This is a genomic window from Dethiosulfovibrio salsuginis (assembly GCF_900177735.1).
Lineage (GTDB): Bacteria > Synergistota > Synergistia > Synergistales > Dethiosulfovibrionaceae > Dethiosulfovibrio > Dethiosulfovibrio salsuginis.
Genome location: NZ_FXBB01000014.1, coordinates 1 through 26294 on the forward strand (window position 1 = coordinate 1; position 26294 = coordinate 26294).

Annotated in this window: 25 protein-coding genes; all 25 read left to right on the plus strand. The window is 53.8% G+C overall.

The genetic code is table 11. The features are described from left to right. Positions 1-1552: flagellar hook-length control protein FliK (locus B9Y55_RS06470; protein WP_143340842.1), on the plus strand; the 1552-nt coding region annotated here is incomplete at its 5' end. Between the two features lie 16 nt (positions 1553-1568). Beyond that, the gene (locus B9Y55_RS06475) at positions 1569-2024 is read left to right on the plus strand and encodes a flagellar hook assembly protein FlgD (RefSeq protein ID WP_085544553.1); all 456 of its coding nucleotides are present in this window, start codon (positions 1569-1571) and stop codon (positions 2022-2024) included. A gap of 108 nt (positions 2025-2132) precedes the next feature. Then, entirely contained in the window at positions 2133-6596 is a 4464-nt protein-coding gene (locus B9Y55_RS06480) for a flagellar hook-basal body complex protein (RefSeq protein WP_085544554.1), read from the plus strand. A 13-nt stretch (positions 6597-6609) separates the two neighbouring features. After that, positions 6610-7923 (plus strand): flagellar hook protein FlgE, encoded by a 1314-nt coding sequence (locus tag B9Y55_RS06485; protein WP_085544555.1) that lies wholly within the window; start codon positions 6610-6612, stop codon positions 7921-7923. Positions 7924-7929: 6 nt separating this feature from the next. Then, positions 7930-8124 (plus strand): flagellar FlbD family protein, encoded by a 195-nt coding sequence (locus tag B9Y55_RS06490; protein WP_085544556.1) that lies wholly within the window; start codon positions 7930-7932, stop codon positions 8122-8124. Positions 8125-8198: 74 nt separating this feature from the next. Further along, the gene (locus B9Y55_RS06495; RefSeq protein ID WP_085544557.1) at positions 8199-8990 is read left to right on the plus strand and encodes a motility protein A; all 792 of its coding nucleotides are present in this window, start codon (positions 8199-8201) and stop codon (positions 8988-8990) included. Positions 8991-8993: 3 nt separating this feature from the next. Then, the gene (locus tag B9Y55_RS06500; RefSeq protein WP_085544558.1) at positions 8994-9716 is read left to right on the plus strand and encodes an OmpA/MotB family protein; all 723 of its coding nucleotides are present in this window, start codon (positions 8994-8996) and stop codon (positions 9714-9716) included. A 21-nt stretch (positions 9717-9737) separates the two neighbouring features. Next, on the plus strand, positions 9738-10190 hold the full coding sequence (locus B9Y55_RS06505; protein WP_159448264.1) for a flagellar basal body-associated FliL family protein: 453 nt from the start codon (positions 9738-9740) through the stop codon (positions 10188-10190). 32 nt (positions 10191-10222) lie between these two features. Further along, the gene (gene fliM / locus B9Y55_RS06510; protein ID WP_085544560.1) at positions 10223-11230 is read left to right on the plus strand and encodes a flagellar motor switch protein FliM; all 1008 of its coding nucleotides are present in this window, start codon (positions 10223-10225) and stop codon (positions 11228-11230) included. A 3-nt stretch (positions 11231-11233) separates the two neighbouring features. Continuing rightward, the gene (fliN, locus tag B9Y55_RS06515) at positions 11234-12361 is read left to right on the plus strand and encodes a flagellar motor switch protein FliN (protein WP_085544561.1); all 1128 of its coding nucleotides are present in this window, start codon (positions 11234-11236) and stop codon (positions 12359-12361) included. Between the two features lie 41 nt (positions 12362-12402). Next, on the plus strand, positions 12403-12762 hold the full coding sequence (locus tag B9Y55_RS06520; protein ID WP_085544562.1) for a response regulator: 360 nt from the start codon (positions 12403-12405) through the stop codon (positions 12760-12762). 12 nt (positions 12763-12774) lie between these two features. Continuing rightward, a complete protein-coding gene (locus B9Y55_RS06525) occupies positions 12775-13149 on the plus strand; it encodes a hypothetical protein (RefSeq protein ID WP_085544563.1) in 375 nt (124 codons plus the stop codon). Continuing rightward, positions 13124-13894, plus strand: coding sequence for a flagellar type III secretion system pore protein FliP (gene fliP, locus B9Y55_RS06530; protein WP_085544564.1), 771 nt, complete (start codon positions 13124-13126; stop codon positions 13892-13894). Before B9Y55_RS06525 ends, fliP begins: the two co-directional genes overlap by 26 nt. A 19-nt stretch (positions 13895-13913) precedes the next feature. After that, a complete protein-coding gene (locus B9Y55_RS06535) occupies positions 13914-14183 on the plus strand; it encodes a flagellar biosynthetic protein FliQ (RefSeq protein WP_143340843.1) in 270 nt (89 codons plus the stop codon). Next, a complete protein-coding gene (locus tag B9Y55_RS06540; RefSeq protein WP_085544565.1) occupies positions 14183-14962 on the plus strand; it encodes a flagellar biosynthetic protein FliR in 780 nt (259 codons plus the stop codon). Before B9Y55_RS06535 ends, B9Y55_RS06540 begins: the two co-directional genes overlap by 1 nt. Beyond that, on the plus strand, positions 14959-16047 hold the full coding sequence (flhB, locus tag B9Y55_RS06545; RefSeq protein WP_200806642.1) for a flagellar biosynthesis protein FlhB: 1089 nt from the start codon (positions 14959-14961) through the stop codon (positions 16045-16047). Before B9Y55_RS06540 ends, flhB begins: the two co-directional genes overlap by 4 nt. 29 nt (positions 16048-16076) lie before the next feature. Further along, positions 16077-18200 carry a flagellar biosynthesis protein FlhA gene (gene flhA, locus B9Y55_RS06550; RefSeq protein ID WP_085544567.1) on the plus strand — a complete coding sequence of 708 codons (2124 nt, stop codon included), beginning with the start codon at positions 16077-16079 and terminating at the stop codon, positions 18198-18200. A 3-nt stretch (positions 18201-18203) separates the two neighbouring features. Then, positions 18204-19532, plus strand: a complete 1329-nt coding sequence (gene flhF, locus B9Y55_RS06555; protein ID WP_085544568.1) for a flagellar biosynthesis GTPase FlhF — start codon at positions 18204-18206, stop codon at positions 19530-19532. Between the two features lies 1 nt (position 19533). Further along, a complete protein-coding gene (locus B9Y55_RS06560; protein WP_143340850.1) occupies positions 19534-20448 on the plus strand; it encodes a MinD/ParA family protein in 915 nt (304 codons plus the stop codon). Positions 20449-20451: 3 nt separating this feature from the next. Further along, entirely contained in the window at positions 20452-21132 is a 681-nt protein-coding gene (locus B9Y55_RS06565) for a flagellar brake protein (protein WP_085544570.1), read from the plus strand. A gap of 77 nt (positions 21133-21209) precedes the next feature. Next, positions 21210-22328: a protein-glutamate methylesterase/protein-glutamine glutaminase gene (locus B9Y55_RS06570; RefSeq protein ID WP_234986162.1), complete on the plus strand. Its 1119-nt coding sequence runs from the start codon at positions 21210-21212 to the stop codon at positions 22326-22328. A 16-nt stretch (positions 22329-22344) separates the two neighbouring features. Continuing rightward, positions 22345-24375: a chemotaxis protein CheA gene (locus tag B9Y55_RS06575; RefSeq protein ID WP_085544571.1), complete on the plus strand. Its 2031-nt coding sequence runs from the start codon at positions 22345-22347 to the stop codon at positions 24373-24375. 6 nt (positions 24376-24381) lie between these two features. Next, positions 24382-25017, plus strand: coding sequence for a chemotaxis protein CheC (locus tag B9Y55_RS06580; protein ID WP_234986163.1), 636 nt, complete (start codon positions 24382-24384; stop codon positions 25015-25017). After that, a complete protein-coding gene (locus B9Y55_RS06585; protein WP_085544573.1) occupies positions 25017-25505 on the plus strand; it encodes a chemotaxis protein CheD in 489 nt (162 codons plus the stop codon). The genes B9Y55_RS06580 and B9Y55_RS06585 overlap by 1 nt, the downstream gene beginning before the upstream one ends. A 23-nt stretch (positions 25506-25528) precedes the next feature. After that, the gene (locus B9Y55_RS06590) at positions 25529-26278 is read left to right on the plus strand and encodes a sigma-70 family RNA polymerase sigma factor (protein ID WP_085544574.1); all 750 of its coding nucleotides are present in this window, start codon (positions 25529-25531) and stop codon (positions 26276-26278) included. Positions 26279-26294 lie beyond the last annotated feature (16 nt).

The window sequence follows — 26294 nt, forward strand, 5'->3', positions numbered from 1 at the left end:
AGTCGAGCCGACTAAGCCGGAGGCAGCGGCACAGCCCGACAGGCTTCTTCCGTCCGATACTGCGGTCGTTGCCGAGGTCGTCAAGCCAGAGCCACCGACCAGCATCGGGCTAAGAGTCGGTGGAACACCGGAGTCGGTGAGTCCTTTGGATCAGTCGACACCATCCGAGGTAACGACTCAGGCCGATCCAATAGAGCCGGAGCTGATGGTCCCAAAGGCCCATCCTTCGACGGAGCTCCCTGCGTCAACGGCAAAGCCCGAGGCATTAAAGACAGCCTCTCCAATAAGGGCAGATCAAGCCCCCACCCCGAGCGGTGAGGTCGCTTCCTCTATAAAACTGGAAGGCATTCCAGTGATGGCAGAGCCACAGACCCAAGTCGAGCCGACTAAGCCGGAGGCAGCGGCACAGCCCGACAGGCTTCTTCCGTCCGATACTGCGGTCGTTGCCGAGGTCGTCAAGCCAGAGCCACTTATCGGCATTGGGTTAGGCATTGGTGGGTCGTCGGAGTCGGTGAGTCCTTTGAACCAGCCGACATTACTCGAGGTAACTACTCAGGCTGACCCCATAGAGCTGGAGACCGTGATTCCAAATACACAGTCTTCATTGGCTGAGACTCCAGCGGCATTGATCAAACCGGAAATAGGCTCTACCGTAAAGGCCGATCAACCCTTCTCCCCAAGCGGTGAGGTAGCTTTATCAGCAAAACCGAGTGGAACTCAGCCTGTTTCAGTCGTAGCGGAACCGTCCCAGGTTGCCCATGCTGCCACCGCTGTAGCTCAGGAAGCGGTTCCACATAGGATAAAGATAGTAACCCCTAGAACCGTCCAGTCCAGAGGATATTCGGTATCCTCTGAGCCCGCCTCTCTATCGAACATGGAGGAAGGTAAGGCCAACTCCCTGTCGGAGCCTAAGGCAAAGGAAGCCCCGATGTTCCTCTCCAGCTGGACACCGGAGAAAAGGGATGAAAAGTTTCAGCCCGTTGCGGAAATATCCGAAAATAAACCAGAGGATAGCTTCCAAAAGGTCTTCGATAAGGGGCTTGAAAACCTTGTGGTACAGACTGACGTCAGGCAGTCGGTCCAGCCAAAATCGGAGCCCCTTCCGACCCAGACGATGTATCTACCTCAGAAAGGGCCCGACGCCCTTCCTCACGGTCTGGTCCAGGTGGTCCGCCACGTCATGGCCGACGGAACCCAAAAGGCCACCGTCATAATAGACCCTCCTGCATTAGGAAGGGTTGAGGTTGAAGTCAGAGCCACATCGACGGGCATAGAGGCCAGCTTCAAAGTGGACAGTGCCCAGGTTCGGGAGATGATAAAGCCCCAGATCCCTGTCCTTCAGGATATGCTGTCCCAGCAGGGCATAGTGGCTTCCTCTATCAGCGTCGATATCAGGCAGGGCGACGAAAGACGTTCCCCCTGGAGAGATAGCCTAGACTCTATAAAGCTCCGCAGGAGAAAAGGAGCCTCCGAGGAAGAGGAACTGGAGATCCCCTTGATGGATACAGCCAGGTTGGACATGGAAAGAGGCGTCCTTCAGTGGTACGCATAAAAAGGAGTGAGACCTTATGACCACCGTAAATCCCTATTCATCGGTAAACGCAGCTTCGTCTTTCACAAATCAGTCCAGGGAGATAAAAAACGCCATGGACAAAGACGATTTTCTAAAACTCTACATAGAACAGCTTAAAAATCAGGATCCTATGGAGCCAATGGACAGCAACCAGATGGCAGCCCAGTTCTCCCAGTTCAGCACCGTCGAACAGCTCATAAACATGAACACCACCATGGAGCAGATGGTATCCCTACAGCTAGGCAACGCCGTAGGCTACATAGGTTTTGAGGTCACCTACTCCGCCAACACCATCGACGATGAAGGCAACGTTATAACCGAGGAAAAGACGGGCATAGTAAAGTCCATCTCCCATAAAAACGGATCGGTTATCCTGAAAATGCTGGACGGCTCTGAGGCGGAGATGGACAGGATAATCTCGGTGCAGGTTCCCGGAACCTCGGATAGTTAGTATGGTTCTTATAGCGTTTTCGTTATCACAGGCCCACCACGGACGGCGGGACATACAGAGAGGCAAGGGAATGCCGATCTCTAAACAACTCGAAGGAGGTCGTTTTTAATGTTAAAGTCTCTTATGACCGGCGTCAGCGGAGTAAAGGTTCACCAAAAGCGTATGGACGTGGTAGGTAACAACATAGCCAACGTAAACACCACCGGATTCAAGGGCTCTTCGGTTATATTCCAGGACCTGCTCTCCCAAAACCTTAAGGGGGCTATGGCACCGGACCAGAATAGAGGCGGAGTCAACGCCCAACAGATAGGCACAGGGGTCGGCGTAGGAGCCATAGAGACGATCCACACCCAGGGCACCGTGTCCCAGACCGGTAACAGGACCGACATGGCCATCCAGGGAGACGGTTACTTCATCGTCCGTAGCGGTCAGGAGGATCTCTACACCAGGGCGGGAAACTTCGTCTTAGACAGCAACTCCGACCTTGTCATGTCCGGCACCGGCTACAAGGTCCAGGGCAACGAGGTTACCATCGACGAGGACGGCAACGAGATCTGGGGCTCTACCCTGGACGATATAAATATCCCTCTCGGCAAAAAGATGGAGGCCAAGGCCACCTCTACTGTCGGGTATCGCTGTAACCTGGACTCAAGGGTCGACCCCTACCTGCCGTTCGGTATCCCCGAGGGGCTTAAGTTCTCTGCCCTCGACGCCAAGAAAACACCTTATACAATAGAGGTGTCCGAAGGCTCCGACGTGGACGATTTTCTCGTAGTCCGTGTCACAAACGAGACCGACAAGAGCGTTGAGATATTCAAGTTCGAGTTCGATGGCGTGGAGCAGAGTTCGAGCGACGATTCTATATATTACCCTAAGCTAAAAGATACCGACGAAACGGCTTTTAATTCGGAGACCGGTAAAATGCGTATAAGGGATCTTGAGTTCCCTCTTGGTGCCTACATGAACTACCAGGCGGTCACCATAGACGACAGCACCGGAACCAGCCATACCTACCTGGCGGAGGTTACCGAGGGCGAGAAGGACGCGGTGGTAAAACTCTGGGGCCAGGGCAAAAACGAGATCACCGGAGCCTTACAGAAGGACTACTTCCAGTGGACCGTACCGAAGACCGACGAAGGTCTTTTCGATCCCGATAGCACCTTAAGCATCTCCACCGGAAACGATAGTGAGTTTCCCGACGAGATCAGCCTTTTCATGAACGTAGGCTCTTCGGGAAAGACCCTTAACTTCCGGGGCAACGTCAACCCCATCATTGGTCCTGCGACCAGCAACAGCGTGGTCAACAAAGACGGAAACACCGCTAGACTTGGACTGTCGACGGAGTTAACCTCGGTCTACGATATAACCGTTGGAAATGACACCATAACCGTGGACACTTCTTTCTCGAAAAGCAACGTTGCCATAGGGGAGAGCTTCACCATGACCTTTGCTTCGGAGGCCGACGCAAACGGTACCAAAACTTCGAAGACCGCAACCTTGACCCTTCGCTGTATCGGTTTCAACGAGGCAGGGAACGGCCTCTTTCAGTGGTACGATTCCGCTGCAGCCACGCCGTCGTGGAAGGACTTTGGGGGTACCGATCCTACGGTTAGCCTTAGGCAATTTACAGCAGCAACTACAGCTGCAGACGGAGATTACACCCTGTCCTACAACGCCACCACCGGGGCCTTCTCCGTGACGCCGCCTGCGTCCTCTTATCTGCCCAGTGCGACGCCTCCTACGGCTATAGGATACGTGGAAAACTTCCAGAATCAGGCCTATCCCACGGCCTTCTCCAACATGGCCACCAACGGAAACTACGCCGTCGGCCTTAAGACACCGGAGACCTACACCGAAACCGGAGTGGGTGGTGGAACAGACGACTTTGCTCTATCCATGTCCCTGCCCCAGTCGGTCAGCGTAGGGGAGGAGATTGAGCTTACTTTAAACACCGAGGTCACAGGAGGAACCACGAGTTCGGGGACCGCAACCCTTCATCTGAAGTGTATCTCCCTTAACTCCGCCGGAAACGCCGTCTTCCAGTGGTCTGACGATGGAGGAACCACGTGGAAGGATTTTGCCGTCAACGGAGGGACTGACCCTGAAGTAGCTGGTTTGGATTACTACGATGCCGAGGTGGCAGACCCTACTACATCAACAGCTCCTGGCGGGTGGACCACTTCCGCAGCTACTCCTGGCAATCCCTATACTCTAGGGTATGATCCCTCTTCTGGGTCTTTCGTGCTTGGCATGACCGATAATGGCAACGATAACAGAGTGGACCTCGCTAAGTTAACTCCTGAGACAAGTGCTAACTTAGGTACGGTTGGTTCTGACTGGACCGTAACTCCGACCCTACCTTCGGTAGTAAAGGTCGGAGACGAGATAAAACTTGACCTTGTCAGTGAAGCTGCAGGAAATTCCCCTGTTACCTCGTCGGTTGACCTTAAATGTACCGGCTTCACATCAGCTGGTGTCCCTGTGTTCCAGTGGTCAGACGATGGAGGAACAACTTGGAATGATTTCGCTTCAAAAACAGCGTTGCCAGCGGGAACTGACCCCAACATCCCGGATATCTATTTCTACGACGGGGCAGCTTGGGGAACTTCCACGGTTTTAGGTGCCCAGGCTCAGCTCTCCTACAACCCAGCGTCCGGTGAATTTTCCTTTACCGTTCAGGATGCCGCTGCAACCACAGCTACGGTAGACTTGGATCCCCTTGTCTCCACAAGGGCTACGACGAAGATCAACCTTAACACACCTCAGGCTGGCTCTACGACCATAAGCGGCAACGTTTGGTCGGTTAACGCCGAGCTTCCCAAGACGGTTTCAAAAGGTGAGGAGATAGAGTTAAAACTGAGAAACGGTTTGGATAACGGAGATCCTGACCTTGACAGAACACTGAGACTCATTTGTGATGGTTTCGATGGAGCAGGTGATCCGATATTCAGGTATCACGATGGCGCTGCTTGGCAGTCTTTCGGAGTTGGTGGAGTCGGGCCTGACTTGGCCAATATGTACTACCACGATGGAACGAACTGGGAGACCTCCGATGGAACAGGAAATAGGGCTCGTCTCAGCTACGCCTCTGGGGTGTTTACCTTTGATATCGGCAACGGCACTGCCTTTACCGATAGCGTAGCTCTCGCCTCCATCACTGGTTCCAGAATTTTCCACGAGCCTACCGATTTCCAGGTCCCTGCTCGGGCGGATATCGGCTATGGGTTTAAAGAGGGAGAGACTACCGACGACTTCATGACCATGACCTTGGATTACCCCGATGCAAGTGGTATATCCGCTAAGACCGAGGAGATAAAGCTCTCCTTTAGAGGAGTCTCTACCGAGGGTAACGTAATACTTCAGCCTTCGCCCTCTACTGTGAATATCCCTGTGGCCGATCCAGACGACCCGGACAAGCTCACCTTGCAGTCCCATAGGGTGACCTATGACCCAGCCACTGGCTCTGTCTCTTTGGTCAACGAGGCCACCGGCAAATCGGCTTGGAGCTACAGTAACTTTAAGTTCCAGACCACCGAGATAAACGGAGTTAACTATCTTGTGGACTACGATTCCTCTGGAGCGTCGGACGCCACCTACGGCGATATCGTAACTCTCTGGGGACCTAACGATCTTGGGGTTATGACTCCCTTTAAGATAAACACCACCGACCCCGAGGGACTAACCTACACCAACACCGCAGGAGAGATAGTTTACGGTGGAAGTCAGACCTTTGATGGGAATTTCTCCGGTGGCGTTAAGGTTACCGCTAAGCCATCGCCGACCGATCCGTCCAGGCTGATCTTCACCTACGACAGCAACAACGGAGGTAAGGCCATAACGACGATCAGGGAGAACTCCGCCAGCGTCCACGAGGGCAAAGGAACCATATACGATAGTCTCGGCAACGCCCACACCATGGAGGTGGCCTGGAAGAAGGTCGGCAACAACACCTGGAGCTGGGAGGCGTTCTTCCCCGATTCTCCGGAGCTTGCCTTGAAGGAGAACAAAGGAATTCTCCTCTTCTCCGAGGATGGGAAAATCCTCTCCGGTGGCGAGAACACCATCTCAGTGGGCTTCTCCGCCATCGGTGCGGCGGACGCTGAAATAGTTCTCGACTTCTCCGGCAAATCCTTCGACAAAGACGAGATTGATGGAGTCACCCAGTACGGCTCGGCTTTCACCACCAAGCCCTACGCCCAGGACGGCTACAAAATGGGGGTGCTGAAGGACTTCTCCACCAGCAACGACGGAACCATCGTGGGGATCTACGACAACGGTCAAAACCAGGCCCTCTACAAGGTCTCCTTGGCAAAGTTCGCCAACCCTCAGGGGCTTTTGAAGAACGGAGGCACGGTGTTCTCAAAATCCATCAACTCCGGTGAGCCTTCTGTCGTCAACGCCATGGTCGAGGGAGCTGGTTCTATCGCTGGTGCATCTCTTGAATCCAGCAACGTCGATATAACCGACGAGTTCACAAACCTGATAACCACCCAGAGGGGCTTCCAGGCGAGCTCAAGGGTCATAACCACCAGCGACTCCATGCTGGAAGAGCTGCTGAACCTCAAACGATAGGATGGTGGCTTAGATGATTAGATCGCTTTTGACCGGTGTTAGCGGGGTTATCGCTCACCAGAAAAAACTGGATGTGGTGGGCAACAACATAGCCAACGTCAACACCACTGGCTTTAAAAAATCCACAGTGGCCTTTCAGGACCTCCTGTCCCAGATGGACAGAGGGGCCATGGCCCCAGACGGCAACCGAGGCGGGGTAAACCCCCGCCAGGTCGGCCTTGGTGTAAAGGTGGGGGCTATCCAGACAATTCATACTCAGGGACCTCTCACCTTTACGGGCAACAGGACCGACATGGCCATACAGGGTGAGGGTTACTTTGTGGTGAGAGCGGGGAACGAGCAGTACTACACCAGGGCAGGCAACTTCGTCCTGGACGGCAACTCCGACCTGGTCGCCTCCGGCAACGGCTACAAGGTCCAGGGCTACGAAAAGGTCATGGGCGAGGACGGCGAGGAGATCTGGGGCGGCGGCCTGGTGGATATAAATATCCCGATGGGGCAGAAGATCGAGGCCAAGTCAACCACCTTGGTAGGGTATCGCTGTAACCTGGATGCTCGCGTTCCCAGCACCACTCCAGGTGAGGAGGCGGACCCAGAGAGCGTTCACAGAACGAGCAGCGTAATATACGATAGCCTCGGTGCTGAGCACAACATGATCACGGTCTGGACCAAGACCGGCGACAACACCTGGCAGTGGGATGTGTCCATAGAGGGAGAGGACCCGGAGGCGGAGACGCCGGAGATAGCCGTTACAGGCGGTTCTGGCACTGTTACCTTTGGTTCTGACGGCAAGATTGTGTTGGAAGAGAGCCCGGTTATCACCGTGGGTTTCTCCGCCATAGGCCTTGAGGATACGGAGATAGAGCTGGATTTCACCGGCAAGGCTTTTGGCAAAGAGACCATCGACGGCGTAACCCAGTATGGCTCTGCTTTTACGACTAAACCCTATACCCAGAATGGCTATAAAATGGGGGTTATGAACGATTTTCAGGTCTCCGAGGACGGAACTTTAGTCGGAATCTACGACAACGGTCACGTGGATTCCCTTTTCAAGGTCTCCATGGCCATGTTCTCGAACCCCCAGGGGCTCACCAAGGTCGGGGATACCGCCTTTGCCAGATCCATAAACTCCGGTGAGCCAAATATCGTCAGTGCAACCGTCGAGGGAGCGGGCACCATCGCAGGTAGCACCACCGAGTCCAGCAACGTCGAGATAACCGAGGAGTTCACCCAGATGATCCTCGCTCAGAGGGGCTATCAGTCCAACGCAAGGGTCATAACCACCAGCGACTCGGTCCTCGAAGAGGCCATAAACCTGAAACGATAGTGTCCTATGATAGAGGTCACTAGACTTAACGGGTCGGTGTTTATACTGAACGCCGGCCTGATAGAGACGGTGGAGGCGAACCCCGATACGGTGGTGACCTTGGTCAACGGTCACCGATACGTGGTTCAGGAGTCTCCTGAAGAGATAATGGAAAGGGCGGCGGCCTATCAGGAAAAAAGGTGGCCGCCCTCTTTGACGTGATGGTCGTCTAGCGGTTATGATATAGACGGACCTTTACGGTTTAGTCGATATTCGGTGAAAATGGGGGCTTCATAGTGGATCTTGCATCGGTCGTAGGACTGTCTCTTGCGTTAATTCTGGTTATAGGGGGGATCGTGGCAGGTGGAGAGGCCGCTGCTTTCATAAACCTTCCCTCCCTCCTCATCACCGTAGGCGGAACCTTCGGGGCTGTCATAATGGCAAACCCTATGGGACGTATAAAAAATCTGGGAAAAGTCACCAAAATAGCCTTTTTCTCCCAGACTCCCGATATGGTCTCCCTTGTTCAGACCATAGTCAGTTTCGCCGAGAAAGCCCGAAGGGAGGGGCTTCTCGCCCTGGAGGCCGACGCAGGGGAGCTGGACGACGAGTTTCTGTCTAAGTCGATCCAGTTAGTCGTCGACGGAACCGACCCTGAGCTGGTGAAGGCCATCCTGGACACCGAAATAAGCGTCCTGGAGGAGCGACACGCCGCCAACAAAGGCATGTTCGACACCATGGGCGAGCTTTTCCCCGCCTTCGGCATGTTAGGAACCCTCATCGGTCTCATAGCGATGCTCCGAAACCTGGACGACCCCGGTTCTTTAGGGCCCGGCATGGCGGTGGCCCTTATAACCACCTTCTACGGGTCCTTTATGGCGAACCTTGTGGCCCTCCCTATCTCCGCCAAGCTGGCGGCCCGGTCCTCCGAGGAGACGGTGGTCCGTGAGCTGATGGTGGAGGGGGTGCTGGCCATCCAGGCGGGAGAAAACCCCCGCATAGTCGAGGAAAAACTGAAGGTCTTTCTGCCTCCCGAACAGCGTAAGGAGCTTGAGGAGAAAAACGGAACAGAGAAAGGCGGCGAGTAAACCTTGGCCAGAGAGAGAAAGAAAAAGGAGGAGAAAGGCGGTGCTGGCTGGCTGGCTACCTACGGCGATATGGTCACCCTTCTTCTGACTTTTTTCGTCCTCCTCTTCGCCTTTTCCTCTCTGGACGTGGAGAAGTTCAAGAAGATGATGGTCTCCTTTCAAGGTGCTTTAGGGGTCATGCAGGGTGGGAAGTCCCTCCAGGAGGATCCCCTTCCCTACGGTGGCGCCTCGGGCTACGACGCCGGAGAGGAAAAGAGGCAGACCCAATCCACCTTCGAGGTTGAAAAGGAGCTTAGGTCCTTCCTGAAGGACAACGAGCTGGAAGAGGAGGTCTCCATAAAAGTCGATCAGAGAGGGGTCACTGTGTCCCTGTCGGATCAGTTTTTATTCCCCCTAGGGGGCATAGAGGTTCGTCCTGAGGGAAAGAGAATCCTGACCAGGCTTGGGGCACTGCTCAGAGGCAGGATTCCCGCCCTTGCGGTGGAGGGGCACACCGACGATAGACCTCTTCGAGGGGGGCCCTACAGGGATAACTGGGGCCTATCTTCCATCAGGGCAGCGGTGGTGGCCTCCTACATGGTAGACAGCGGCGGAATAGCCCCTGATATAATTCAGGCGGTAGGATACGGTCCCTACAGGCCTGTGGTGCCCAACGATAGCGACGAGAACAGGGGCTTAAATCGAAGGGTAGACCTGGTGATCCTCTCCAAGTACCCCAAACAGTGATCACAGATCGGAGGATTAATTTTGAAAAAGATTTTGTTGATTGTCTTAGTTGCTCTGGTCGCCCTGGCTGGTGGTCTAGGAGGGGGCTACTTCCTGGGAATCCGTTTTGGCGGAGGTCAACAGAGCGTCACAGGGGTGTCTAAAGATCTGGAGCGACCGGGACCTATCGTCGATTTTGGCGATTTCGTCATAAACCTGGCGGATAAAGATCCTAGGCTCGTCAATTTCGAGATGGCTCTGGAAGCCTCTGGTTCCAAGGCTGAGCTGATTCTTGCGGACGGAGGGTGGCGTAGCCATATCCGTAACGAGATTCTGCTCACCGTGAAGGACCATATCGCCGACGATTTCAGAAGTGCCGAGGGTGTTATGGAGCTTAGCGACAATCTCAAAAGGCGGATCAACGCCATTCTGCCCTCGGTGGACGGTAAGGTGGTTGTCCGCAGGGTCCTCTTTCGCAAGTTCGTTACCCAGTAGATTGGTTCCCGGTGGAAAGGTGGTGAGGAACTGTGACTCCCGACGTACTTTCCCAGTCTGAGATAGACTCTCTCCTCGATATCCTCACCAGTGGGGACGTCGATTTCGAGGAGATCTCCCAGGCTTCTTCGGAAAAAAACATAAAGGGATACGACTTCCGTCGTCCCGACAAGTTCAGCAAAGACCAGCTGAGGGCGATTCAGATGATCCACGAGTCCTTCAGCAGGCAGTTGACCACGAGCCTATCCACAATGGTTCGTTCAATAGTGACCTGCGAGGTTGCTTCGGTGGACCAGGTCGCCTACGAGGAGTTCGTCCGTTCTATGGTCCAGCCGACGGTTATGGGGGTTCTGGAGATGTATCCCCTCGAGGGCAACGCCGTAATCGATATGAATCCAAGCCTGGTCTTTTCGATAATAGATCGCCTTTTAGGGGGAAAAGGAGAGATCTTCGGCAAGCCCAGAGATCTCACCGATATAGAGTCTACGGTCATAGAGAGGGTCTTTATGAAGATGCTGGAGATACTGGAGGACAGCTGGTCTACCGTTGTGGACGTACGTTTCCGGTTCGAGAGCATGGAGAGCAACCCTTTCTTCGTCCAGATCTGTCCCGGTACCGATATGGTGCTACTGGTCACTTTGAAGGTGTCCGTAGGCGACGTAGAGGGGATGGTCAGTCTCTGTATCCCCTATTTCGTTATGGAGCCGGTTATGGACAAGCTGAGCTCTCAGATATGGTTTGCCTCCACAGGCAAAAACAAAGAGCAGGATAGCCGTTCTTTCCTGGTCTCCAGCATGGGCACCGTTAGGGTTCCTCTCAGCCTGGAGCTCGGCGATACGGTTCTGTCTCTGTCGGATATAATGAGGCTTCAGGTCGGAGACGTAATTCGTCTGGACTCGGCTACCGACGATCCGGTCAAGATAAGGGTAGGGAGCAGGGTCAAGTTTACAGGACGACCTGGCACGGTGGACGGTCGCTATTCCGCCGAGGTCCTCGACGTGGCCTGGGATGGCTCGCTGGAAGAGTACGAGGAGGGATAGGCCATGGCTGATGATCTGCTCAGTCAGGACGAGATAAACGCGTTACTTGAGGGTACTTTAGGGGGCGATTCTGGCGGTGGAGGAGGATCCACTTCTCTGAGCCAGCCCCAGTTAAACGCCATGGACGACATGGCGAATATGTTTGTCGATGCGGTCTCCGGTGTGGTTGGGATGCTTTCAGGCCGGGAGGTCACCGTGACGGTGTCCAAAGCCGGAGAGATTCCTCAATCCGATCTGTCTAGTGGCGAGACTCAGGGCAGAAATCTACTGTTCTCCGTCGATTGCGACGGTTTCGATAACGCCCCTATGGCTATGGTCATGTCTGAGATTGGGGTCTTGATGCTCGCGGACCTTATGATGGGTGGAGAGGGAAAGGACCTTCCTGAAGAGGCAAACGAGCTTTTCGTGAACGCCGCCCAAGAGGGCTTGAGCCAGGTGATGGGAGCGGCTATGACCTCTCTCAGCGGAGCTCTAAAAGGCCGCAGGGCCATGCCCAGCAACCCCTCGGCAAAGATGGAGGAAGGGGAGTGGCTTCCCTTCCCCTCTGAGGGAGAGGATGGAAAGATATGGAGAGCCGCTCTGGACGTGGAGATAGACGGCCTCTCTCCTTTCAGCTCTATCGTCTGCATCCCTAACGATTCGGCGGCTACCTTTGCTGACGCCCTGATAGGCGATCCTGAGCCCGCTCCTGCTCCGCCGCCGCCTAAAGCCTCCGCGCCTCAGGCCTCCCCACCTCAGGCTCAGCCGCCAGCTCAGCCTAGGGCACCTCAGCCAGGCTACGCACCGCCACCGCCGCCGCCACAGCAGCCGGTTGACGTGAGGCCAGCGGAGTTTGGCCCTATAGTGCCGTCAGGGGGCCAGCAGGAGCCTTCCAACATAGGGCTTATCGTGGACATTCCCGTCAGGGTTACCGTTGAATTAGGTAGAACGAGAAAAACAGTAGGAGAGGTATTGTCATTTGCCCCCGGTTCCGTGATAGAATTGGACAAGATGGCAGGGGAGCCTGTGGATGTTCTGGTAAACGGAAAGCTTATCGCTAAAGGAGAGGTTGTCGTCATAGACGAGAACTTCGGCGTGCGGGTTACGGAGATTTTAAATATGGGCGACAGGATCAACTCTATTGGATCCTGATACCTTGCGGGCCCCTATATATACGAACAGGAGGGACATAAATGCCTACAGTCCTTATCGTCGATGACGCAGCGTTTATGAGGATGATGCTCAAGGATATTCTCTCTAAGAACGGTTTTGAGGTTCTTGGAGAGGCGGAGAACGGCCAGGTGGCGGTCAATATGTACAAGGAGCTTAACCCAGACATAGTGACCATGGATATCACCATGCCAGAGATGAACGGAATCGATGCTGTAAAGGCCATAAAGGCGGTCAACCCTGGATGCCGGATAGTTATGGTCAGTGCCATGGGGCAGCAGTCGATGGTTATAGAGGCGATTCAGGCTGGTGCGAAGGACTTCATAGTAAAGCCCTTCCAGCCCGATAGGGTCGTCGACGCTCTGACCAAGGTCCTGGGGTAAGGGGCGTTTTCGTTGCTCAGAGGGCTTTTAGTTACGGTGGTGGCGTTATGTTCCATCTTAACCGGACTTGGGGAACCGGCTTGGGCCCTGTCCTCTGTGGCTGTGGAGACTTATCTCGTAAAGGTTCTTCTGGCCGTGGCTCTTCTCGGAGCCATCGGTGCTCTCCTCGTCCGGTGGGGGCCAAGGTTCCGCAGGGCCTCCGGCTCCGGCCTTGAGGTTCTGACGTCTCTGCCTCTGGGCAGAGGCGTTATTTATGTTGTCAGATTTTGTTCCGAGGTTATACTGCTAGGCGAGACAAAGACAGGCTACACCGTCTTAGGTCGTTATCGGGCAGAACAGTGGGAGGAGCTTTACGGTGTCGATGAAAAAAAAGATATTTTCCATTAGCCTTATTGCCTCTCTGCTGTGTCTTTTCGCTTTGTCCATGGCATGGGCCCAGCCAGAGCCACCGATTCCGCCTATCCCGGCGGTCAGGATAGCCGTTGAAGGGGCTTCGTCCGATCAGGACGTGGTAAACACCATCCAGATAGTGGCTCTTTTGACCATCCTGAGCGTCGCCCCTGCGATTCTTCTCATGGTCACCTGCTTTACCAGAATCATCGTGGTCCTTGGCTTTGTCAGGAGGGCTCTAGGGCTCCAACAGACCCCTCCTAACCAGGTAATAGTGACCCTCGCTCTCTTTCTGTCTTTATACATTATGTCCCCTACCTGGGACATAATGTATAAAGACGGTCTCGCTCCCTATATGGCAGGTCAGATAGGGGTGGCTCAGGCCTGGGAGCGTTCTTCCGCTCCCCTCAGGGCCTTTATGCTGAGGCAGACCAGACAGGAAGAGCTTTCCCTTATGGTCTCTATGGCCGATCTCCCCAGGCCTGAAAACGCCGATCAGGTTCCTACCAGGATATTGCTTCCCGCCTTTATGCTTAGTGAGATGAAATCGGCGTTTCAGATGGGCATAGTCATATTCGTTCCCTTCATAGTGGTAGACATGATTATATCCAGCGTGTTGATGAGTATGGGTATGATAATGCTTCCCCCTATGATGATCTCTCTGCCCTTTAAGGTGCTTCTCTTCGTTATGGCCGACGGCTGGAATCTGGTTATAGTGAGCCTTATAAAGAGTTTTCGCTGATATGTGAGGAGGTTATACTGTGGAGGTTCTGAGCGTCAGCGATATGCTGGTAGAGTCCATGAAGGTCTCCCTTATGGCCTCTCTTCCTATTCTGCTGGTGGCTATGGTGGTTGGGCTTATAATAGGTATCCTTCAGACCGCTACGTCCATCCAGGAGCAGACCCTTTCATTTGTCCCTAAGATAATGGCTATAATGGGGGCTCTGTTGGTTATGGGGCCCTGGATGTTCGGTCTGGTAAACCAGCTGGCTATAGATCTTCTCGGTCAGCTTCATAGGTTCGTTCGCTGATGGGACTGGATTTACTCACAGGTCAGGTCCCTGTATATATTCTGGTGTCTATCAGGTTTTTGGGGCTGTTTTACGTAGCTCCCGCCATAGTAGGAGCCAGCTTTCCCGTGCCTTTCATCTTCTGGCTGTCCGTTTTTATGTCGATGATAGTGGTTCCCCTTATGGGAGGGACCGTTCCTACAGTCCTCTTTTCCGGTATTCTGCCCCTGTTTTTGGCGGGAGCTAGAGAGATTTTGGTCGGGATTTTTATCGGTTTTTTTTCCGCCTGTCCCTTCTACGTCCTTCAGGTCGCAGGACGAATGATAGGCACCAGCATGGGCCTAGCCATGGTCAGCGTTTTAGATCCTATATCTCAGGATGAAGAATCAATTATAGGTCAATTTCAAATTCTGGTGGGGTTGTGGTTTTTCCTCTACTGGAACGGCCATATACTACTGGTGAGGGCGGTTTTGGAGAGCTTTAGGCTGTTGCCTATAGGCGGCATGGGCTTGGCTGTCGCCTCCGACATGGGGTTGGCTAAATGGGCGGGCGATCTTTTCGTTATGGCTTTCATGATGTCAATCCCCTTTTACGGTGCCCTCCTTATCACCGATATAGGGCTAGGGTTTCTGGCCCGTACGGTTCCTCAGATGAACGTCTTTATCCTTGGGTTGCCTATAAAGATAGGGCTAGGTATCTTCCTGTTGATGGTGCTGCTTCCTGTAATGGTCGGCATACTTCACGACAGAATAGAGCCTTTTCTCCGTCTCGCTCTCATAGGACTAGGTGCTTGGCGATGATAAGAGCCTTAGGGCTTCAGTTCTTCGCTCAGGAGAAGACCGAGCCCGCTACTCCCAGAAAGAGACAGAAAGAGAGGGAGGAGGGCCGGGTAGCTAAAAGCCAGGACCTGGGCGCTGGAGTGGTCATTATATCCGGTTTGCTGATGATACTGCTTTTCGGAGGATGGATATTCGATGGTCTTTCCTCTCTGACCAAAGATCTCATAATGTTTATGGGGGACGAAGCCCTCTGGCAGGAGGGCTGGTTTGAGATTATAGCGGTAAAGTCGGTGGCGACCTACGGTCTATACCTTTTCCCTCTTGCCCTGGCCTGTTTTGTCGCCGCCTTCTTTATCTCCGTGGTCCAGGTGGGCTTTTTCATAAGCTCTAAGCCCCTTACCCCTAAAATGGACCGTTTTAACCCTATATCGGGGCTGAAGAAAATTGTTTCCCTACGGTCCCTCGTAGAGCTATGTAAGGGCCTACTCAAGGCGCTGATCTTGGCGATAATGCTCTACTCCGCCCTTACAGGCGATCTAGATGAGATGATAACCTATATCCGTTTTCCCTTGGGAGAGGCGGTCCCTAGGCTTCTTTGGAAGCTGTGGATGCTTAGTTTTAAGATGACGCTGCTCCTGTTGGTTATCGCCCTGTTCGACTGGGGATACCAGAAGTGGGAGTTCGAGAAAAACATCCGAATGAGCAAGCAGGAGATAAAAGAAGAGTACAAGCAGATGGAGGGAGACCCTCAGATAAAGCAGAAGATCCGTCAGAAGCAGAGGGAGATGGCCCAGAAGAGGATGATGGCCGATGTCCCCAAAGCGGACGTAGTCATAACCAACCCTACGACTCTGGCGGTGGCTATAAAGTACGAAAAAGGCAAAATGGAGGCTCCGGTGGTTCTGGCTAAAGGCAAGGATAAAGTCGCCGCCAGAATCAGGGAAATAGCGGAGGAGAATAAAATACCTGTTGTGGAAAATAAGCCCCTGGCCTGGGCTCTGTACGAATCAGTCGAGGTCGGAGAGGCTATACCTGAAAAGCTGTACAAAGGCGTGGCGGAAGTCCTGGCCTTCGTATACGGTTTTAAGGATAAAGGAAAGGGCTAGGCCCTTTCTGGCTTGGAGGGGAATGTTTTATGGCGGAGGAAAGAGCTGGAAACTCAGCGGTAGGAAGAATGATGAGGTTCTCCGACGTCGGCATCGCTTTGCTGATGATTATGGTGGTGATCATGATGATCATCCCTCTTCCGACGTGGCTTCTGGACCTGCTGTTGACTCTGAACATCACTTTAGGGGTAGTGGTCCTCTTGGTGACTTTTTACGTGAATAGAGCTCTGGAGATCTCGTCTTTCCCCTCTATACTGCTTATCGTCACCCTTTTCCGTCTCGCCTTGAACGTGTCTACGACCAGGTTGATACTGCTTAAAGGGGATGCGGGAAATATCATAAGCTCTTTCGGAAACTTCGTCGTCGGCGGAAACTACGTCGTCGGTGCGGTGGTGTTCCTTATTTTGGTTATCATCCAGTTTTTGGTCATAACCAAAGGTGCCGAAAGGGTTGCGGAGGTCGCCGCCCGGTTCACCTTAGACGCCATGCCAGGAAAACAGATGGCAATCGATGCCGACTTAAACGCCGGTCTCATCGACGAGCTAGGAGCCAAGGAGCGAAGAAGGGATATCCAGAGGGAGGCCGATTTTTACGGCTCTATGGACGGTGCCTCTAAGTTCGTCAAAGGGGATGCGGTGGCTGGACTTATAATAACGGTGATAAACATCCTAGGAGGGCTCTCTATCGGGGTCTTCCAAAGAGGGCTCTCTATGGGCGAGGCCGCCGGGGTTTACAGCCTTCTCACCGTAGGGGACGGACTGGTCTCTCAGATACCGGCCCTTCTTTTCTCCACCGCTACCGGTATTATAGTCACAAGAGCGGCCAGCGACTCCAACCTTGGGCAGGACGTGCTTGCCTCTTTTGTCCGGTATCCTAGGCCTCTTATGATAGGGACGGCCCTTCTCTTCGGGTTCGCCATGGTTCCCGGCCTTCCGACTATACCTTTTATTGTTCTCGCCGTTTTTCTCGGTATGATGGCCTACGGTGTCTACAGGGAGGTTACCGGTCAGGAGATGGCCGCCCGTGAAGGAGAGGGTAAATCCTCCGGTGCCGGTGGACCTGGAGCGGTAGGGGAAGGGGAAGGGGAGGGCGGCCAGCCTCCTAGGGCTCCAGCCTCTCCTGACGACGTTATGAAGCTGTTGGCGGTAGACCCTATGGAGATGGAGATAGGCTATGGGGTTATCCCCTTAGTCGACCCCAACCAAGGTGGAGATATGCTCGACCGGATAAGCACCATCAGAAAACAGATGGCTATGGACATGGGGCTGGTGGTCCCCTCCATAAGGATAAGGGACAACATACAGCTTAAGCCCTCCGAATACCTGATAAGGGTAAAAGGAGCGTTAGTCGGCCAGGGGGACCTCATGCCCGAGCACTATCTGGCGATGGACACCGGCAACGTAATCGACGAGGTCGTGGGAGTTCCAACAACCGAGCCAGCTTTCGGCTTGCCAGCCCTCTGGATCTCCCCGGAACTCAGGGATCGGGCGGAGGCCGGTGGATATACGGTGGTCGACGCCCCTTCCGTTTTGGCAACCCATCTGTCGGAGATCATAAAGGTCCATGGAGCGGATCTGATCACCAGGCAGGAGATACAGAAGCTCACCGACATGGTGAAAGAGAGCAATTCGGCGGTGGTGGAGGAGATGCTGGGAGTCGTAGGACTCGGGGATATACAGAAAGTCCTCCAGAACCTCGTGTCCGAGCATATACCTATAAGGGATTTGGTAAGTATATTCGAGACCTTAGCGGACTACGGCAGGCTCTCCACCTCGGTGGACTATCTCACCGAAAGGGTGAGGGAAAGTCTGTCCAGGATAATATCCCTTCGTCTGAAAGAGGACGGTGTGGTGACCGTCGCCACTTTATCCCCTGCGTGGGAGCAGAGGGTTCGAGATGCCCTGGAGGGCGATTTGGTCAAAGGTTGGAGGTTGAACATGGATTCAAGGGAGATCTCCAGGCTTGTCTCGGCGGTATCGTCTAAATCGGAGGAGATCATGATACAGGGCCATTCTCCTGTGTTGTTGGTCAGTCCAGACGTCCGTCTGGTCGTAAGACGAATTCTCGAAGCGTCGTTGCCCGCCATGTTCGTGGTATCCTATAATGAAATAAGCCAGGGGATAGATATTCAGTCTTTAGGGATGGTGGAGTAGACCATGAGGGTTATCCAGAAAATCACATTTGAGGCCAAAGACGACGCCGAGGCTATCAGGATAGCCTCCGATCGTCTTGGAAGAGATGCGGTTGTGCTGTCCACCCGTCCGGTGAACAAAGGGGGCTTTATGGGGCTTTTCGGAAAGCCCGCCCTTGTGGTCACCGCAGGTCTGCTGGAGGAGGACACCCCTAGGGAGGAGAAGCCTCTAGGGGACGACCTGGCCCAGAGGGTAAGGGCCTTTCAGCAGCTCCTGGAGGCCAAGACCTCCTTGGATCAAGCCCCCCAAAAAAGCCCTCCTGCGGTGGATCCGACGGACGACGATCGCCTTGAGATCGGAGGTCGATTGGTGGCCTCGGGCACGCCGATGCACGCTCGTCAGGTAGCCCAGGCTTACGGAGAGTCAGCTCCAAAGAAAGATCCCGAGAGGGATCTGGCTCAGGACGTGGAGAGGATACAGAAAACCCTCGCCATGGTCCTCGATAGGCTCGACGGAGTGAACTCGGCAGTAGACACGGACACCGCGGAGATAAAACCCTCCAGCCCAGTAGCTACAGGGTATTCAGATTTAGATAACCGCTCCGAGCCCTTTCGGGAGATGATGATCCGTTCCGACATGACCGAGCCTTTCGTGGAAAAGGTCATAGAGGAATACGACGGGCCTTGGGAGGAGGGCTCCTTTTTCCAGTGGCTAGCCTCTCGTATAAGGACACCTTACGGCAACAACCTCGAGGCACTTGGGGGTCCTAGGGCTATGTTTATAGGTCCGACAGGGGTAGGTAAAACCACCACTATAGCCAAGCTGGCGGCGATCAGCTCCCTTTGGGAGGATCGGAAGGTCGCTTTAGCTACGTCGGATACCTATCGAATCGCCGCAGTAGAGCAGCTTAGGACCTACGCCAAGATTCTCGGGGTTCCTGTCGAGGTCATATTTGAGCCTAAAGACCTGGTCAAGATGGTGAAAAGGCCCGACTCGGACCTGATCCTCCTGGATACAGCCGGAAGAAGCCAGAGGGATAAAAGGCGATTCGACGAGGTCAGAGAGCTGTACGATGCCTTTAAGCCTCAATGCGTACATCTGGTTATATCCGCTAGCTCTAAGTTCAGGGATATGCTGGACGTTATAGATCGTATGGGAGGTATCCCCGTATCAAACTTGGTGTTTACAAAAATAGACGAAACCCTTACCCTTGGACCGGTGCTGGAGATAGCTCTCAACTTCGATATCCCTATATCTTTTTTCACCTTCGGCCAGAACGTGCCTAACGATATAGAGGTAGCGTCGGCGGATAAGCTCGTTCGCATGGCCCTAGGCGGTGAGGACCTTGGCTGACATGAGATCCGGTTCGGTGGATCAGGCGGCAGAACTTCGTCGCATGATGGCATCGGTGGTATCCCCTCCATCGTCAAAAATATCCCGCTCCCTCCGCTCCATAGCGGTAGTAGGAGGCAAAGGAGGGGTGGGAAAGAGCAACCTGTCCGTCAATCTGGCACTGGCCATGGGACAGAGCGGAACCAGGGTCGCTCTCCTGGACGGAGATCTGGGGCTCGCCAACATAGATATCCTCCTGGGAGTTCAGCCGAGCTATAATCTCACCCATCTTATAAGGGGAGAGAAAGATCTTAAGGAGATAGTCTATACCGTCGGCGATCAGGTGGTCTTGGTCCCCGGTGGCACTGGGGTAGAGGAATTGGCGAACATGGACGAATCGTCCCAGTCTGCCCTCATAGATAGGCTAGCCGACCTTGACGGTATGGCTGATATAATAATAGTGGACACCGGAGCTGGTATTCACAGAAACATGGTTTCCTTTGCCCTGGCGGTGGATACGGTGATACTGGTGACCACCCCAGAGCCGACCTCCATAAGGGACGCCTACGGACTTCTAAAATCGCTGGTTTTCAGCGCCATAGGCAAGCTGGACGTTAAAGTGCTGGTGAATATGGCTGTCTCCAGCGAGGAGGCAAAGGTGGTCTCCGATCGGATGAGGTTCGCCGCAAGCCAGTTTCTCCGTATGGAGCTAGGTTACGCCGGTTACGTCCTGATAGACCCTAGGCTAACCGAGGCGGTGAGGGCCAGAAAGCCCCTGCTCAGGCTTTTCCCTAAATCGGTCTCAGCGGAGTGTATAAGGATGATCGCCATGGATCTGGTGGAGTCGGAGGGCAGGACGTCCGGAGCAGGACGAGGGGTAAAGTCGCTGTTTTTCAAGCTCTCCAGACGTCTTGGAATGAACTCAGAAAGGGGGTAGGCTGTGGAAGCCTCCAGGTTGATAGAGTCCGATCCCTCGGTGATCGGAGCGAAGGCGGAAATATCGATCCAGACAGGACTGTACAAGGGAGAGTATCCCTCCAGGCTTGAGAACGTCGATGGGTCCGTGTGGAAGATGGGACACCCTTTTCTCGGCGGCGGTCTTCTGCCCCTTTATAGAGGTGTAGAGGTCGTCCTGTCGGTAAAAAGCGATGGGTCGGTCTACAGGGCCACAGGTTCGGTTCTCGGCACTGTCCGAGAGGGCGAGGTAGTGATGCTGGTCCTCCAGATCTTAGGGGAGGTAGAGAAGATCCAGAGGCGACAGTTCCTGAGGGTCTCCTGTCTCCTGGACGGCAAAGTAGCCCCTCTGGGAGAGCCTCCTAGGATAGGCGGAGAAGGCTGGCTGGACGGATCTATCACCGACATAAGCCTTGGGGGGGCGAGGCTCTCCATCCCTGGCAGGCAAGGTCCGGCCTTAGACGGAGTTTCCCGGGCTATCCTCAGGGTGAAGGTGGATAAAGAAAGGTTTTTTATCCCCTGTAAAGTAGCCATGGCTCGCTTCGTCGACGAAACTGAAAACACCGATTTAGGGTTGGCCTTTGAGATACTTCCCGGCCTGATCGAAAAGGCCTTAGGTCGGTTTGTCCGTCATCAGGAGCTGGCTTCTCGAAGCGACAGACGGTAAATTTGTATCGACAGCAGCTGCCCTATTGGAATCCACCGATTTATTAGACTTCGAGAGGAGGGAGGCCGTCTCCTCCCATGACTAAAGTCACGGGTATCCGACAGCCAAAAAACATGAAAGAAATCAGGGTTCTGGTCGTGGACGACTCGTCTTTTATGAGAAAGGTTATAGGGGATATCCTCGACGAAGTTCCAGGGATATCCGTTGTCGCCAGGGCGAGAGACGGCATAGACGGCCTGGCAAAGGTTGAGAGTCTCCGTCCCGACGTTATAACTTTGGACGTAGAGATGCCGAGAAAAAACGGTATTGACACACTGAGAGAAATTATGGATCGATTCCCAACCCCTGTGATAATGGTAAGCAGCCTTACCCAGAGCGGTGCCACGATCACCATGCAGGCTCTTTCTATGGGGGCGGTGGACTTTGTAGCCAAGCCATCGGGAACTATATCTCTAAACATGAGGGAGGTAGGAGACGAGTTGAGGCAAAAGGTTCTTGCTGCGGCCTACGCTAAATCTGTCCTTCCTGGTAAACCCTTCCCCTTGAAGGCACGGGATCCCGAGTCGGTGAGGCCCTCCGTCTCTAGAGGTATAATCAAACCTCCGATGCCTGGGTCCAGGCCCAAGCTGGTCTGTATCGCCTCATCCACCGGAGGACCTCAGGCCCTCCAGAGGATGCTTACAGCTCTTCCCGGGGATTTCCCGTTGCCTATAGTGATAGCTCAGCATATGCCTAAAGGTTTTACCGCATCCTTTGCCTCCAGGTTGGACGACCTGTGTTCTATCGATGTCAAGGAGGGTGCCGAAGGTATCCGCCTAAGACCGGGGTTGGCAGTTATAGCCCCTGGCGGTTATCATATGGTTATAAGGGGAGGACCTAAGGACATGACCATAGGTCTATCGGATTCCCCACCTGTGCTCTCCGTAAAGCCCTCCGCCAACGTGCTTTTCTCCAGCGTAGCTGACGCTATCGGAGGTGACGTTGTGGCGGTGATACTGACCGGAATGGGCAGAGATGGAACCGATGGTGCTCAGGTACTCTCCTCCAAAGGGGCGTACGTGTTCGGAGAGGCTCCTGAGACCTGCGTCGTGTATGGAATGCCCAGGTCTGCCATGGAGGCAGGTGTTATAAACGAGCAACTGCCTCTGCATGACATGGCTGGAGCTCTAAATCGCTTTGTGAGAGAAAAACGATAGAGGGGATGGATAAGACATGTCTACCGATATGAGCCAGTACCTGGGAGCCTATCTGGATGAGGCTACCGATAACCTCCAGCAGCTTAACGATCTGATCCTCGCGGTTGAACAAAACCGACAGAATCGGGAGACGGTGGATGAGATCTTCAGGACAGCCCACACATTAAAGGGGATGTCGGCGACTATGGGATTTCACCACATGGCCGAGCTTACCCACGCCCTGGAGGACCGATTTTCCAAAGTTAGAAGCGGCGAGGTCGATCTTACCGACGACGATCTGGACCACCTTTTTCAAAGCCTCGACCTGATGCAGACCATGGTCGACGCCATCAGAGACGGCGGAACCGATCAGGATACGGATATATCCAAACTGGTCTCCCAGCTTAGGGAAGAGGAAGCCGCTGTCGCTCCTGTTGAAAATAAGACCGAAGGTCTCAGCCCGGAGGAGCTGTCCCCTCAAGAGAGGGAATGGATACAGGAAGCCAGCAAGATGGGGATGATGGTGGTTGAGATAACCGTCAACCTCGATAAAGAGTGCCTTCTTAAAGCCGCTAGGGCCTATATGGTCGTCAGTCGTCTTGAGGAGATAGGGGAGATAATAAAATCCGATCCCCCTGTGGAGGATCTGGAGAAAGACGCCTTTGACTACTCTTTCAGGATATACCTGGGGACTAAAGACGATATAGAGTCGGTCCAGAACGCGGTGATGGGTGTGAGCGAGGTCGTTGGGGTCGACGTCACTCCTCTGGAGTTCAGCTTCGCAGGTTATGAGGAAGAGCTCAACGAAGAAGAGCAGGAGGCGACTCCTCAGCCCTCTGTGTCCGCTGTCCCTCAGAAAGCTTCCCCTCAGGAGGACTCAAAGGCCCCAGCTGCGAAGGCAAAACCCAAAAAAGGCAGTCAGACCGTCAGGGTCGATATAGGTCGTCTCGATAGCCTGATGAATCTCGTAGGAGAGCTGGTCATAGGAAAGGCCAGAATCGAGAGGCTTGTCATGGAGTCAAAACTGAGGGAGTTTGACGAGCCTCTGTCCCAACTGGGCAGGATCTCCGGCGATATACAGGAGCTTGTGACTAAGCTCAGGATGGTCCCTGTATCCTTCATCTTCGACCGCTTCCCGAGGCTCATCAGAGATATCTCGAAAACCCTCGGCAAGGACGTCGAATTGGTCATAGAGGGCCAGGAGACCGAGCTTGACAGGACCGTCATAGACGAAATTGGAGATCCTATGGTACACCTTATCCGTAACTCGGTGGACCACGGAATCGAGACCCCGGAGGTAAGAAAGGCCGCAGGCAAGCCGTCGAAGGGCACTATAAAAATAGCGGCATATCAGGAAGGCAGCAGCGTCATAATAGAGGTATCCGACGACGGTAAGGGCATCGACCCTGTCGCTGTAGGCAAAAAGGCCATTGAACGAGGTCTCGTCACCAAAGAGGCCCTGGCGGAGATGTCCGACGACGAGATAATCCAGTACGTATTCCTGCCGGGGTTCAGCATGGCCAAAGAGGTCACCGACCTCTCAGGAAGAGGGGTCGGCATGGACGCCGTCAAGAGAAAGGTCGAATCTCTGGGAGGCCAGTTCGAGGCTCGTTCCAAGGTAGGAGAGGGAACTAACGTCTACATAAGGCTTCCGCTCACCTTAGCCATCGTTCTCGCCCTTTTGGTCAAAGTCGGAGAGGAAACCTACGCCATTCCCCTCGAGAACGTCGATGAGACTATCCTTGTTAGAAAAGAGGATCTCAAGAGGATGCACGGCAAGCCGGTTACCTTGCTTCGTGGAGAGGTTCTGTCCCTAGGTGACCTAGCGGCAACTCTGGACACCCCCCAGGACGACGAGGAAAGACACGAATATCCTGTGGTTGTCGTCAGAGTAGGCAGAAACAAAATCGGGTTTATCGTCGATGCTCTGGTCGGACAACAGGAAATAGTCATAAAGTCACTCGGTAGGATCCTGTCCAAGATAAAAGGTATCGCCGGTGCCACCATATTGGGAGACGGCAACGTAGCACTGATCCTCGATGTAGGCTCCCTTCACGTCAGAGTCTAGGAGTAGATGGTTATAATGGAATATTCTGAATTTAATCCTCTTCATCTCGATGCGATCAGAGAGGTAGTGAACATAGGCGCCGGTAACGCCGCAACCGCCCTGTCGGAGATGTTGGGAAAACCGGTCGATATGGGGGTTCCTAACGTAGAGCTGGTCTCCATATACGAGATATCCGAGCGCTTTGGACCGGCGGAGGACCTTGTCGCGGCTATCTACACCCACGCCGAAGGGGCTTTTCCCTGCAATCTTATTTTTATCCAAGACGAGGATGCCGCTCAGGGGCTGGTAGATGCCATGTTCCTGTCGAGAATGAGTACCGACGGAAGAGAGTTTCCCCCTGAGATGAGGGACAGTGCCTTAGGGGAGCTTGGAAACATAGTCTTAAGCTCCTTTCTCAACGCTGTCAGTCGAATGATAGGTTCTGATTCCCTATCTATCTCCGTTCCAGGCGTCGCTCACGATATGTTAGGATCTATTTTGCAGTTTGTGGCCTCTATATTCGCTCAGTCCGGGGAGCTGGCTCTTCTCGTTAACACCACTCTTCAATTGGAGCAGGAGGGAGAGGACCTGAAAGGCAATCTCATGATGGTCCCCGATCCTGGGGCACTGGAGATCCTCTTGGCCAAGTTGGGGGTGCTTTGATGGAAAAGGCACAGCATGTCGGAATGGCCGATATCGTCTTTGTAAAACATCCCGGTAAAATGGTATCCTTGGGGCTGGGCTCCTGTATCGGCCTGGTGATATACGACGAGTCCGTAAAGGTCGCCGCCATGGCCCATATAATGCTTCCTGAGAGCCGAGGTGGAAAGGAAGACGTTAAACCCGGCAAGTTCGCCGATACGGCGGTACCGACCCTGATAGATATGGTGATAAAGGCGGGGGCAAAAAAGGAAAGGCTTAAGGCGAAGATGGCCGGAGGATCTCAGATGTTCAACGTCCCTGGATCTAAATCCGGTTTTTTGGCGGTTGGAGCGAGAAACGCCGAGGAGACGGAAAAACACCTTAAGCAAAATGGCGTAAAACTTGTCGCCTCCGACACCGGTGGCAATCGTGGAAGAAGCGTCGAGTTTTCTACCGATGACTGGATATTGGTCGTGAAGACACTAGGTACGGGAAAACAGGGTATCTGATCGACCTAGGGAGGGGGACATGAATGCCTTCTAAAGAGGATGAACTTTTATGGCAGAGATATATAGATAGCCATGACCCTATCGGCAAAGAGGCTATCGTTCGTCGCTACCTCCCTCTGGTGAAGTACGTAGTCGCAAGGATGGCTGTCGCCCCCCCCTCAGGTATGGACTACGAGGATCTGGTGAGCTTTGGCACCATGGGGCTTCTGGACGCCATAGATAGGTTTGAGCCTGAGAGAGGCTTTTCCTTTCAGACCTTCGCCGTTCCCAGGATTCGAGGTGCGGTCTTAGACGAACTTCGTAAGTGTGACTGGTTTTCCAGGACCGGCAGGGAGAAGCTACAGAGGCTGGAAAAAGCGACCGAAAGACTGCTGGTTCAGGGAATTTCCCTGGACGACGAGACCCTTAAAAACGAGCTAGACATCGACGATCGTTCCTACAGGGAGATGCTGGAGCTCGCCTCTAGAGGGTATATGGTCTCTCTGGACGAGGTTATGGCTCTGGAGGAGGGAGACGTCCAGAAAGGCGACCTTCTCGCCGACCCTGGACTGTCCGCTCAGGAGATGCTGGAGAGAAAAGAGGACATAGAGAGGGTTGTATCGGTTCTGGAGAAACTCCCCGAAAGGGAGCGACTTGTGGTCTCTATGTACTACCTGGAGGAATTAACCCTGAAGGAGATAGGCTTGGTCCTAGGTGTAACCGAATCCAGGGTCTCTCAGATACACGGTAAGGCCATATCTACCATGAAAAGTAGATTAAAAACTCGAGGTTGAGCGATCTGTAACCACT